The sequence below is a fragment of the Lutispora saccharofermentans genome (genome assembly GCF_024363565.1).
GTDB classification, from domain to species: Bacteria; Bacillota; Clostridia; order Lutisporales; family Lutisporaceae; genus Lutispora; species Lutispora saccharofermentans.
The window spans coordinates 252,108-265,664 of the sequence record NZ_JAJEKE010000002.1 but is presented as its reverse complement, the minus strand read 5'-3'; the positions used below and the strand labels follow the sequence as shown (position 1 = coordinate 265,664).

Here is a 13,557-nt window from a genome sequence, read left to right as displayed (position 1 = left end):
ACTGCCAAAGCGAACATCGATATGCGAAGCACATATCCTATATGCACGCTATAGTGTCTATAAAGTCAATATCCTTCAGTGTCTTTCAGTGGTTAAAAAAATCCCTATCCTATCAGCCCAATATCCTTTCTGTAGTGGTGGCCGTGAAAGTTGACCTTGTTTATATCCCTGTAGGCGGCCTCCCTGGCTTTGTCCAGTGAAGAGCCGAGAGCCGAAAAGACCAGCACTCTGCCTCCGTCGGTTACAACCCTGCCGTCAGTATATTTTGTGCCTGCATGGAATATGATCCCTTCTTCCGCAGCCGTCAGCCCTTTTATCTCATAGCCTTTTTCATAATTCTCCGGGTAACCTCCCGAAGCCATTACCACACATACAGCCGCATTATCATTCCACTCTATATCTATCTCATGGAGTCTTTCTTCTATAACAGCTTCCATAATCTCCGCCAGATCGCTTTCCAATCTTAAGAGCACTGCCTCTGTCTCTGGATCTCCGAAGCGGCAGTTGTACTCTATTACCTTAGGCCCGGCTTCAGTAAGCATCAGCCCAAAGTATAATACTCCTTTGTAGGGCCTGCCTTCCTTATTCATAGCCTCCACAGTGGGAGCTATGATCTTCTCCATAACAATATCCGCCGTCTTTTCATCATAATGAGGTGCCGGAGAGATGGCACCCATTCCTCCTGTGTTGAGCCCCTTGTCATTATCAAAGACTCTCTTGTAATCCTGTGCGCTCACCATCGGCAAGGCAGTTTTGCTGTCTACAAAGGCCAATATGGAGGCCTCCTTGCCTTGTAAGAACTCTTCTATGACCACTTTGTTGCCTGCATTCCCAAAATGCTTATCCGTCATTATATCATCTATGGCTTTTATGGCTTCCTCTTTTGTGCCGGCAATTATTACCCCTTTGCCTGCAGCCAAACCGTCCGCCTTTATAACTACAGGAAAACCAAAGCTTTCCACTTCCATCCTGGCCAAAGCTGCATCCTCATAGGTCTTATATCTTGCAGTCGGTATATCATATTTTTGCATCAAATCCTTTGCAAAGGCTTTGCTGCTCTCCAATAAAGCCGCATTTTGAGCAGGTCCGAATATCCTCAGTCCTCGGCTTTGGAAATAGTCAACTATTCCAAGGCTTAAGGGCAGCTCAGGCCCTACAACGGTAAGATCTATTTTATTATCTTTCGCAAACCGGTATAAACCTTCCACATCATCGGCTTTTATATTTACACATTCCGCCATCTGTCTTATGCCTCCGTTGCCCGGAGCACAGTAGATATAGCTCACCTTTGGGCTTTGAAGCAGTTTCCATATAATAGCATGCTCCCTGGCACCGCTTCCAACTACCAAAACCTTCATACATTTCACCTCTCATCATCTTGCTTCCATTTCAATAACCCATTTTTAGCAGTTTGCAACTGGGAACGAAAACCACGGAAAGTCACTGAATTTTTCACGAAAAAACACAGAAAGATTTTTTTATTTCATATTTTGATTTTTTACTGATTTTTGTTAATAGTGAATAATCTCGCTAAGATTCTTCATTGCACTCAGAATGCCGGCGTGCATCTTTTTTAGCTGTTAATAGTAACTAATTTTATGCGTAATATATGTCATAAGGTCTAAATAAGCAATTTCACATAAGTTTAATATTATCAACCCTTCAGTGATTTTTTGTGAGGTTTCCGTGTCTTTCAGTGGTTCCCGTCTCCTAAGTAAAATCAATGCTTGAAATGTCTCATGCCTGTAAATATCATGGCTATACCTTCTTTATTGCATACCTCAACAGAGTCTTTGTCCTTTAAAGAGCCACCGGGCTGGATGATGGCTCTTATACCGGCATTGGCTGCAGCAGCCGCGACATCCGGAAAGGGGAAGAATGCATCGGATGCCATAACTGCTCCTTGTACTTGTTCCCCAGCCCTGGCTATACTCATTTCTGCAGACCAGATCCTGTTCGTCTGGCCGGGCCCTACGCCCAATGTCCTTCCATCCTTGGCTATCACAATAGCGTTGGACTTTACATGCTTTACAATCTTCCAGGCAAATAACAAGTCCTTCATTTCTTGTTCTGTAGGCTTCTTTTCCGTCACATAGCTTATGTCGTCAATAGAGAAATCCTTGTAGTCAGAATCCTGAATAAGCAAGCCGCCGGATACCCTCTTCAGCTCATAAGCCTCTTCAGGTCTGATCCTTATATCCTCCAGCTTCAAAACTCTCAGATTTTTCTTCTCTCTCAGGATTTCCAAAGCCCTATCGCTATATGAAGGCGCTATAACAATCTCCAAGAATATCTTGACCAATTCTTCGGCTGTCTTTTCATCAATCTCTTCATTGACAGCCACGATGCCGCCAAAGATAGATATGGGATCTCCTTCATAGGCTTTCTTATACGCCTCGAAAATATTCTTTCCCACACCTGCGCCGCAGGGATTAGCATGCTTGACGGCTATGCAGGCGGGCTCATTAAACTCCTTTAAAAGCTCCAAAGCAGCATTTGCATCATTTATATTATTATAAGAAAGCTCCTTACCGTTTAACTGCTCTGCATTATGGAGCCTCCCCGTAGTTTTCAATGGATCCTTATAATAGGCCGCGCTTTGATGAGGGTTTTCTCCATATCTCAAATCCTGTGCCTTCTCATAGGTAAGGGTCAGGAGCTGCGGATACTTCTCCATCTCAGCTTTTTCCCACAAATAAGAAGCTATGAGAGCGTCATAATGAGCGGTATGATTGAAAACCTTAGCCGCTAGCTTAAATCTTGTTTTATCCGTCACTGCACCTGTTTTCATGATTTCATCCAGGACCATATCATAATCCGATGGGTCGGTGATGACAGCTACATGCTTATAGTTTTTGGCTGCCGCTCTAAGCATGGATGGACCGCCGATATCAATGTTTTCTATAGCTTCCTCAAGAAGCACTCCATCCTTTTCTATAGTTTTCTTGAAGGGATAGAGGTTTACCACCACCATATCAATGGTGTTGATGTGAAGCTTTTCTAAGGTGTCCATATGCTCCTGCTTTTCTCTCATGGCGAGCAAGCCGGCAAATATATTGGGGTGAAGGGTCTTTACCCTGCCATCCAGGCATTCCGGAAAGCCCGTAATGTCGGATATGGATATGACCTTAATGCCTGCATCGGATAATGCCTTTGCAGTACCTCCCGTAGATATTATCTCTATGCCCTTTTCGTCCAGCTTTTTAGCAAAATCGATTATGCCTATTTTATCTGAAACACTTATCAGTGCACGTTTTATCATAATTATCACCTTTCATTTTTATTTTATTTTACCTCTTGGGTCAGCCACTAGCTTCTGGCTGCTAGCCTCTAGCATTAGGGTATTCCTTTTGGGTCTTGAAGGGCGGGTAAATCCGTGAAAGATTCAGTGTAATTCCGTGTTCCCCGTTTCCAGGACCCCAGCGGCATGCTCAAAACCCATTTGCCTATTTGCCAATGAGCCTATTTGCCTGCATTAATTCTAACTTTTCTGCCTTCTATCTCGAGCTTACTATCGCAATACAGTCCTACAGCTTCGGGCAGCAGCTTATGTTCAACCTCCAGCACCCTGGCGGCCAGGGTTTCCGGTGTATCATCATCCTCTACCCGTACAGCTTGCTGCAAAATTATGGGGCCTGTATCTGCTCCTTCATCAACGAAATGAACAGTAGCACCGGAAACCTTGGCTCCGTATTCCAGCACCGCTTTATGAACCTTTTGCCCATAATAGCCCTTACCGCAAAAAGCAGGTATGAGGGAGGGATGTACGTTCATTATTCTATTCCTGTATTTTTCTATAAATGCTTTGGACAAAATACTTAAAAATCCGGCCAATACCACTAAGTCCGCTTTGTATTTTTCCAATTCATCCATAAGGCAGTCCATGAATTCATCATTATCACGGAAGCTCTTTTTATCTATAACTATGGCTTCTATTCCATGTTTTTTTGCCCTTTCAATGCCATAAGCATCCTTTTTATCGGATATGACTATAGAGATTGCGCCCTTTATCTTTCCCTTTTCGATGTCGTCAATCAAAGCTTGAAGATTAGTGCCGCCGCCGGAGATCAAAACACCAATCCTTATTTTTTGCAAAGCTCGATACCCCCTTCTCCCGCTGCGATCTCTCCTATAATGTATACTTTCTCTCTCATAGCCCTAAGGGAACCCATTACGCTGTCGGCTTCAGCTTTGTCCACTATCATGACAAGCCCTATCCCCATGTTGAATGTATTATATAACGCCTGGTCTTCAATCTTGCCTAAATCCTTCATAAGCTTGAATATCGGGAGTATCTCCCAGCTTCCCATCTCTATTTTGGCTTTTAAGCCCTGTGGGATGGTTCTGGGAATGTTTTCGATAAATCCGCCGCCGGTTATATGCGCTATTCCCTTTATATCATGCTTTTCTATAAGGCTCAGGATGGTCTTCACATATATTCTTGTGGGCTTTAGCAGTTCTTCTCCAAGTAAGCCCGTAAGCTCCGGAAATTTATGATCGACTTTATAATCATTGACTCCAAAGAAAAGCTTCCTTACCAAGGAGTATCCATTGCTATGTATACCGCTGGATTGGAGCCCTATTATGACATCACCCTGCTTCACCTTTTCTCCGTTGATGACCTTCGGCTTATCTACTGCACCTACGGCAAAGCCTGCAAGGTCATACTCCTCATCCTGATAAAAGCCGGGCATCTCCGCGGTCTCTCCTCCTATCAAGGCACAGCCCGCATCTATGCAGCCGTCGCATATCCCCTTGACAATGGCTTCTGCTTTTTTGGGGTTAAGCCTGCCTGTGCCGATGTAGTCAAGGAAAAACAGGGGCTTTGCTCCGTGGCAGGCTATATCATTCACGCACATGGCAACACAGTCAATGCCTATGGTGTCATGCTTATCCATCATAAAGGCTATCTGAAGCTTTGTTCCTACTCCGTCGGTTCCGGAGACCAAAACCGGCTCTTTCATGCCGGATAAATTGGGCATGAAGAAGCCTCCGAAGCTTCCCAGGTTGCCCATGACGCCGGGTATATTGGTCTTTTTCACGTGTTCCTTCATGAGCTTGACAGCTTCATATCCGGCTTCTACGTCTACTCCGGCGTTCTTGTAAGTCAATCTATCATCCATTTATATTCACCTCTTCTATTAATAATTAGGTATGCCTCTTGGGTTTCTTGAACCACTGAAAGACACTGAATTTTACACTAAAAATCACGGAATGGGAATTATATTATCGCTATTGTTCTTTTATAGTTTTTGATGCTAATCCGATATACTTTTGGGTATGCCTCTGGGGTCAAAGGTTACGGTGAACACGGAGGTGCACAGAGGTTTTTTATTTGTAGCGAAGAAGCTCAGCCAGATTCTTCACTCTACTTCGTTTCATTCAGAATGACAGATGAAGAATTTACCCTGTATTCTCTTAAACAATAAAATAGAAACTCTCCGTGTAAATCCGTAAAAGATTCAGTGTAAATCCGTGTTCCTCGTAACCTTCCGCCTCCAGATTCCGGCCCTAATTTTCTGAGTTCTGAGCTCCGAATCCTGAGCCCTGACCTATAAGGAATACCCTAAAGCCATCCGCCTATCTTCGACAGTCTAACGGTATCGGATATTCTCCGTTGAGGCATGCGGTGCAATAGCCATCGCCATCGCTGTCCACAGAAGCCAGCAGTCCTTTCAAGCTCAGGTAGCCCAAACTGTCTGCTCCGATATATTTTCTTATCTTTTCCACAGGATTTATTGCTCCGACCAATTCCTCAGTTGTAGGGGTGTCTATCCCATAGTGACAGGAATGTATCACCGGCGGCGAGGCGACTCTCACATGAACTTCAGTTGCTCCGGCATCCCTCAATGCCTTGACGATCTTTCTGCTTGTCGTTCCTCTCACTATGCTGTCATCCACCATTACCACTCTTTTTCCCTTAATATTGCCCTTCAAGGGATTGAGCTTAAGCTTAACGCCAAGCTCCCTCATGGATTGTGTCGGCTGAATAAAGGTTCTGCCCACATATCTATTCTTGATCAGGCCAACGGAATACGGAATTCCCGACTCATTTGCATAGCCTATGGCAGCCGGGGTTCCCGAATCCGGCACCGAAATAACCGTATCGGCTATGGCAGGCTGCTCTTCGGCAAGTATTTTGCCTGCATTTTCTCTTGCCTTGTACATGCTGATACCGTCAATAATGCTGTCAGGCCTTGCAAAATATATATATTCAAATAAGCAGCCCTTCTTTGGCATCTTGATGCTGCTTGCCATACTTTTCATTCCATCCTTATCTATGACTATTATCTCACCCGGCTTCACATCCCTCATGAACTCCGCGCCCAGGGTATCAAGAGCGCAGCTTTCCGATGCCAATGCGTAGCCATCATCAAGCTTCCCGATGACCAATGGGCGGAGACCATAACCGTCCCTTACGGCTATGAGCTTGTCAACTGTCATTATAACCAAAGCATAGGAACCCTTTACCATATCCATGGTATCTTGAATTGCGTTAACGATATCGCCTTTATAGTTTCTGGCTATCAGTGCCGCTATCACTTCGCTATCTGTGGTGGTGCTGAAGATCATGCCTTGATCCTCCAGCTGCTCTCTCAACGCTTCCGCATTTACCAGGTTGCCGTTGTGAGCCATAGCCAGGTTTCCATTCTTGAATTTGATCAAAATCGGCTGAGCATTGGCTGCAAAGCTTGCGCCTGAAGTCGAGTAGCGCACATGTCCTATGGCCATGTCTCCCTTCAAAAGGCTCAATATCTTATCGTCAAATACCTCATTTACATAGCCCATATCCTTATAGCAGGTTATTATGCCATCATTATTTATAGCAATGCCTGCACTTTCCTGACCTCTGTGCTGCAAAGCCACCAGGCCGTAATAAGCTCCGTTAGCTGCATTTATATTGCCCTTATCATAGATACCAACAATTCCACACATCTTATAATCTCCTTTTTTTAGTCTCTAGCTTCTAGCATTAGGGCATTCCTTTGGGTCAATTTGTTAATCTTCAATCCAGCGATTTAAGCTTATCTTCTTTTTTGGATTGCTTCGTCGCTAAAGCTTTTCGCAATGACGGTATGCCGAGGGCGGCATCCCCTACAACTCAATCATCCTTCCATCTTTCCAACTAACTCCAGCGCCCTACCCTAAAACCCTGAGTTCTAATTAAAATTTTTCTTCACTTATTCTTTCATCTTTTTTTATTACTTCCTGAGCCATGTTCTCCCTATGGAGCTTTAAGGCTTTTCTCAAAGCTTCATGCTTTATCGAAAGCATCTCTACGGCAAGAAGCCCTGCATTTTCTGCTCCGTCGATCCCTACTGTAGCCACCGGTATGCCCGAAGGCATCTGAACTATGGATAATAAAGCATCCATCCCGTCCAAAGCAGAGGATTTGACAGGTATTCCTATTACCGGAAGTACAGTATATGCTGCCAGCACCCCGGGCAAATGAGCAGCTTTGCCGGCTGCCGCTATGATCGCGTCGAAGCCCTCTGCTTCTGCTCCCTTTGCAAAGGTGGAAGCCCTATCCGGTGTTCTGTGAGCAGATATGACCCTTACTTCAAAATCAACCTTGAATTCCTTCAGAACCTTTATGGCTTTTGCCACTATGGGCAAATCTGAGTCGCTTCCCATTATGATTGCAACCTTTGGATTTTTATCCATGTATCTCCCTCCTATTAAAAACTCTTCCTATTTGTGAAAAGAATCCGATTAAAGTCTAGCTCTAATCGGATTCGCAATTTACATTAACCAGCCATCGTGGCAAATCTCAGTATAAACAATAATGCTAAGATATAAACCACAGGATGAACATCCTTATGCTTGCCTGTAGCGATCTTTATAATGGGATATGCGATCATTCCTGCTGCTATTCCATTCGCAATGCTGTAGCTGAAAGGCATCATGACTATTGTGAGGAATGCAGGAAAAGCATCTGAAAAATCATTGAAATCTATCTCTTTCAATGCACTCATCATCAAAACTCCTACTATGATAAGAGCAGGAGCCGTAGCCTCTGAAGGTACTAAGCCTACCAATGGAGCAAAGAACAAAGCCAATATGAACAATGCAGCGGTGACCACAGAAGTAAGCCCTGTCCTGCCGCCCTCCAATACTCCTGCGGCGCTTTCAACATATGTGGTAACTGTGGAAGTACCCAGCATAGCACCTGCCGAAGTTGCGACAGCGTCTGCCAATAAAGCCTTATTGACTCTGGGAAGCTTGCCGTTCTTATCCATCATGTTTGCTTTTGAAGCTGTTCCTACCAAAGTTCCTATGGTATCAAACATATCTACAAATGTAAAAGAAAGTATAACCGTTAAAATGCTGGTGATTGCCGTTGCAAGAGTGGCCCCTTCTCCTATCTTTAATAAGCCTGCAAAATCCATCTTCATAAAAGTGTGGGATATGCTGGGCGGAGCGGATACCAGACTGAAGCCTTCAGGAATAGCCACTACGCCGGTAAAAATGCCTACCAAAGTCGTAGCAAATATTCCCATCAGCATAGAGCCTTTTATATTTCTGCTCATGAGTATTGCCGTAAGAAAAAGTCCGAATATAGCCAGAAGAGTATTTGGAGCCATCAAGTCCCCAAAGCCTACTAATGTTGAAGGGTTAGCAATTATGATTCCTGCATTTTTAAATCCTATAAGTGCTATAAACAATCCTATACCGCCGCTTACTGCATGCTTAAGAGACATGGGTATAGAATCAATTATCATTTCTCTGATCTTAGTAAGAGTAATAAGTATAAATACCAAACCTGAGATGAAAACTGCTGCTAAGGCTTGCTGCCAGGTATAGCTCATGCCTAAAACTACTGAAAACGCGAAAAATGCATTGAGTCCCATTCCCGGGGCCTGAGCAAAAGGATAGTTGGCATAAAGCCCCATTATCAATGTTCCTATTGCTGCCGAAATACATGTAGCAGCCATTACCGAGCCTACAACAGGGTCGTTGAATGCATTGAAGGGAATTGCCGCATCACCTAAAGCGCCTTCTAGATTCATTCCTGCCATTTTAAGAATAGATGGGTTTACAAAAATTATGTAGGCCATTGTTACAAAGGTTGTGATGCCTGCGATAATTTCTGTTTTCACTGTAGTGTTGTTTTCTTTGAGTCTGAAGTACTTTTCCAAGATATTATTCCCCTTTCCGTTATTGTGTGACAAAAATAAAATGGATGGGCGGTGAAACCCATCCAAAAAAACATGGATCGTACATTTCACTCATAGTCAAACAATTTACGGCTGTTTGGTAGAAACTTTCGGGCCATATTCCCGATATTATATGAGTAATTCAATGCGATATAAGTTTTATCGACAAATTAATACTATCATATAATTGAACAAGCCGTCAAGCTTTTTTCGAACTATTTATCATTAATTTGTTATTTAGTACATTTAAACACGAACTATGTTCATCATTTCTATGTTTATTATTCGCTTTTTATGCAATAAGCTTACTTTCACCTGTTGTCCTGACTGATAACGATTGCGAAAGCTCCTCACTCCTCATTCCCCTCCGTGATATCCGTGTGAATCCGCGTTCCCCGTATCCTCGTAAAATCATTATTTGGAGAAGTAATCTACTCCGGCTCTGAATATGCTTTGTTCCTTATTTCCCGGCACATTTTTATATACATATTTCGCCACTCTCTCAGAATGAGCCATCTTGCCGAGGATTCTGCCGTCCGGGCTGGTTATGGCCTCTATTGCGTTAGCAGAACCGTTGGGGTTATGAGGGAATTCCGCTGAGGGGCGTCCCTCTTCATCCACATATTGAGCTGCTACCTGGCCTTTTCTTGCCAGTTCCTTCATCAGCTCCTCATCGCCTACAAATCTGCCTTCTCCATGAGACACAGGTATTGTATGAATATCTCCTACGTTAGAATAGGCAAACCATGGCGATAAGGTTGAGGTCACCTTTGTGCTTACCAGCTGAGATACATGGCGTCCTATTTTATTATAGGTCAGAGTCGGACTGCTCTCGTCAATATCCCTTATCTCGCCGTAGGGCAAGAGTCCCAGCTTTATGAGGGCCTGGAATCCATTGCATATTCCTATTATCAAGCCGTCCCGGTTGTTTAAAAGCTCCATGACGGCTTCCTTCACGTAATCATTCCTGAATACTGCCGCAATAAATTTACCGGAGCCGTCAGGCTCATCCCCTCCGCTGAAGCCTCCGGGGAATGCCAGTATCTGAGAAGCCCTTATCCTCTTGGCCAATTCTTTTACCGATTCCTCAATATCCTTTGGAGTAATATTCTTTATCACCATTATGTCCGCTTTGGCTTTGGCATCTTCAAAAGCTCTTGCGGTATCATACTCGCAATTGGTGCCCGGAAATACAGGTATCAGAACTCTGGGTGCCGGAGACTTTATGACCGGCTTTTGAGTATTTCTCTCTTTGTATTCCACTTCAAATACACTATCTGCTTTTTCCGCCTTAGCCGGGAATATAGATTCCAAAGGTCTGCTCCAGCGGTCATGAGCTTCTGCCAGTTCTATTTCTATGCCATCTATATCTATTATCTCTTTGTTCCATGTTTCACCCAGGCGGATGTGTGAAATGCCCGGCAATAGCTCGGATAAATCAGCTTCCGCTCCTAATTCCAATATCAAAGAGCCAAAATCGGTTGCAAAAAGCTTTTCGTAATCATAATTCCCAAAAACTTTCATACCTATTCTATTTCCGAAGCACATTTTAGTCACTGCAGCGGCAGCACCGCCTTCTTTTACAGTGGAAGCAGAAAGCACATGACCCGCTTTGACCAATTCATGGACTCTATCATAGGTTTCTTTTAAGCTTTCAAAATCCGGCAAGCCATTTTCGTCCCTTTTCACAGGCAATAACACAATTTGGCTGCGATTGCCCTTGAATTCCTGGGACACTGCATGCTCTACATTCATAGGAGCCAGCGCGAAAGCTACCAAAGTAGGAGGCACGTTCAAATCCAGGAAGGTTCCGGACATGCTGTCCTTGCCTCCTATAGCCGGTATTCCCAGATGCTTTTGAGCCATATAGGCTCCTAATAGAGCTGAGAAGGGCTTTCCCCATTTCTCCTCATCCTTGCCTAGCTTTTCGAAATACTCCTGAAGGGTCAATCTGACCCTCCTATAATCTCCGCCCATTGCTACAACCTTTGATACGGCATGGACTACAGCATATATGGCGCCATGGAAAGGGCTCCAGCTTGAGATATAGGGATTGTAGCCATAGGTCATTACCGTCCCGGTGCTTGTATTTCCGCTCAGTACAGGAAGCTTCATCAAAAGCCCTTCGCTGGGCGTCGCCTGATGCTTTCCTCCAAAGGGCATCAAAACAGTATTGGAGCCAACCGTAGAGTCAAATTTCTCCACGAGCCCTTTTTGGCTGCATACGTTCAAATCCTCCAAATTCTCCAGCCAGGCTTTTTTCATATCTGAAACATCGGCTTTTCTGCCGCTGAAAATATCTCCTCCTTGAGGCATTGCTACTCTTACATTGGTCTTCTGCCTTATGCCGTTGGTATCTAAAAACTCTCTGCTGATATCCACTATGGGATTGTTTCTCCACATCATGGTCAGCCTGTTTTCATCAGTCACATGAGCCACCACAACGGCTTCCAGATTTTCTTCAACCGCCATCCGGATAAACTCCTTTTCATTCTCGGGGCTTATGACAACCGCCATTCGCTCCTGGGACTCGGATATAGCCAGCTCAGTTCCATCCAGGCCTTCATACTTTTTCGGCACCGCATCAAGATTTATATGGAGTCCGTCCGCCAATTCTCCGATAGCCACCGATACTCCGCCTGCGCCGAAATCGTTGCACTTCTTTATCATAGTGCTTACCCTTGGATCTCTGAAAAGTCTTTGTATTTTTCTCTCTGTAGGCGCGTTCCCTTTTTGCACCTCAGCTCCGCTGGTTTCAAGGGATTTCTCGTCATGCTCCTTTGAAGAGCCTGTAGCTCCCCCGCAGCCGTCTCTGCCGGTCCTTCCTCCCAATAAGATCACAACATCGCCGGGAGAAGGAGCCTTCCTTACGACATTAGACTTGGGAGCCGCTCCAACCACAGCTCCTAATTCCATCCTCTTGGCAACGAAGCCTTCATGGTAAACCTCTGCTATCTGCCCTGCTGCCAGGCCTATCTGATTGCCATAGGAGCTGTAGCCCGCCGCTGCGCCTGTAGTTATCTTTCTCTGGGGCAACTTGCCTGTTATAGTATCGGCTACAGGAGTCCTTGGATCACCGCTTCCGCTGATCCTCATAGCTCCATAAACATAAGACCTTCCTGAGAGAGGGTCCCTTATGGCGCCGCCCAAGCATGTGGCAGCCCCGCCGAAAGGCTCTATCTCGGTGGGATGGTTGTGTGTCTCATTTTTGAACATGACCAGCCATTTTTCCGTCTTGCCTTCAACCTCTGCTTCCACTTCGATGCTGGCAGCATTTATTTCATCGGATATTTCCAAATCCTCCAGCTGGCCTCTCTTTCTCATCTCTTTCATAGCCATCTGGGCCATATCCATAAGGCATATTTCTTTCTTCTTTTCTTGATATACAAAGCTTCTTCCTTCCGAATAAAGCCCAAAGGCTTTTTGGATCACATCTTTGTATTTACCCTCATCAATAGCAACCTCATCGATTATTGTGTCAAAGGTGGTATGTCTGCAGTGATCGGACCAATAGGTATCAATAACCCTTATCTCAGTAATAGTAGGGTTCCTTTTCTCAGTTTTTTTGAAATAGTCCTGACAAAAAGCCAGATCTTCAAGGCTCATGGCCAGGCCAAGCCTGCTTTGCAAAGCTTTAAGCCCTTCGGCTGTTTCGTCGATAAAGCCCTCTAAAACCATAACGTTTTCAGGAATTTGAGCCTCAGATACCAGGCTGCTGAATTTCCCGAGAGCCGCCTCTCTCATCTCAACAGGATTTATATAATAGGATTTGATTCTTGAAAGTTCCTGCTCGGATATGCTCCCTTTCAGCACTATAATGTTGGCAGTTCTGACGACCGGCTTGTCTTTTATGCTTATTATCTGAAGACATTGAGCAGCCGAGTCAGCCCTCTGGTCGTATTGGCCGGGCAAATACTCCACTCCGAATACTTCATCCTTTTCATCGATCTTCAATTCTTCATCATATACGAAATCTATAGGCGGTTCGGAAAAGATAGTGTTTCTGGCCTTTTCATAAGCCGCATCGCTTATGCCCTCTACATCGTATCTTCTTATTATCCTTAAAGCTTCAAGTCCTTTTATTCCCAGATTCTCCTTTAAATCTGCCAGAAGGGATTTTGCCTCTACTGCAAAATCAGGCTTTTTCTCCACGAATATTCGTCTTACATTGTTCATATATATTTCACTCCCATTTATATTTATCCTATTTAAGTTTTGTTTTTACCATAATAACTTTAATTCAATCTTGCCCCGGGGCATCTTCTCTTGCTTCTGCGGAGCAATTCACCTTAGTTGTGCTGGCTGATATAAGAGTGCATTGTGAAGGGGCTTAGAGTTTGTTAGTTTTGATGCAACCCTATGCAAGCTTACAAAGTCTTAGTCCCGAAGCTCTGCAATC

The 13,557-nt window shown here is 44.4% G+C and carries 8 protein-coding genes and 1 riboswitch; all 8 genes read right to left on the bottom strand.

Going from position 1 to position 13,557, the window contains the following annotated elements; genetic code table 11:
• Positions 1 to 104: 104 nt before the first annotated feature.
• Positions 105 to 1,358: a phosphoribosylamine--glycine ligase gene (gene purD, locus LJD61_RS04145; RefSeq protein WP_255226248.1), complete on the bottom strand. Its 1,254-nt coding sequence runs from the start codon at positions 1,356 to 1,358 to the stop codon at positions 105 to 107.
• A gap of 362 nt (positions 1,359 to 1,720) precedes the next feature.
• Complete coding sequence (purH, locus tag LJD61_RS04140; protein ID WP_255226247.1) at positions 1,721 to 3,262, bottom strand: bifunctional phosphoribosylaminoimidazolecarboxamide formyltransferase/IMP cyclohydrolase; 1,542 nt, start codon at positions 3,260 to 3,262, stop codon at positions 1,721 to 1,723.
• Between the two features lie 200 nt (positions 3,263 to 3,462).
• On the bottom strand, positions 3,463 to 4,095 hold the full coding sequence (gene purN / locus LJD61_RS04135) for a phosphoribosylglycinamide formyltransferase (RefSeq protein ID WP_255226246.1): 633 nt from the start codon (positions 4,093 to 4,095) through the stop codon (positions 3,463 to 3,465).
• Entirely contained in the window at positions 4,083 to 5,123 is a 1,041-nt protein-coding gene (purM, locus tag LJD61_RS04130; protein WP_255226245.1) for a phosphoribosylformylglycinamidine cyclo-ligase, read from the bottom strand. Before purM ends, purN begins: the two co-directional genes overlap by 13 nt.
• Before the next feature lie 457 nt (positions 5,124 to 5,580).
• Positions 5,581 to 6,936, bottom strand: coding sequence for an amidophosphoribosyltransferase (gene purF, locus LJD61_RS04125; protein ID WP_255226244.1), 1,356 nt, complete (start codon positions 6,934 to 6,936; stop codon positions 5,581 to 5,583).
• A 228-nt stretch (positions 6,937 to 7,164) separates the two neighbouring features.
• Positions 7,165 to 7,665, bottom strand: coding sequence for a 5-(carboxyamino)imidazole ribonucleotide mutase (gene purE, locus LJD61_RS04120; protein WP_255226243.1), 501 nt, complete (start codon positions 7,663 to 7,665; stop codon positions 7,165 to 7,167).
• An 83-nt stretch (positions 7,666 to 7,748) separates the two neighbouring features.
• A complete protein-coding gene (locus LJD61_RS04115) occupies positions 7,749 to 9,182 on the bottom strand; it encodes an NCS2 family permease (RefSeq protein WP_408614825.1) in 1,434 nt (477 codons plus the stop codon).
• Positions 9,183 to 9,213: 31 nt separating this feature from the next.
• Positions 9,214 to 9,315: riboswitch (purine riboswitch) on the bottom strand.
• Between the two features lie 257 nt (positions 9,316 to 9,572).
• Positions 9,573 to 13,334 (bottom strand): phosphoribosylformylglycinamidine synthase, encoded by a 3,762-nt coding sequence (locus LJD61_RS04110; RefSeq protein WP_255226241.1) that lies wholly within the window; start codon positions 13,332 to 13,334, stop codon positions 9,573 to 9,575.
• Positions 13,335 to 13,557 lie beyond the last annotated feature (223 nt).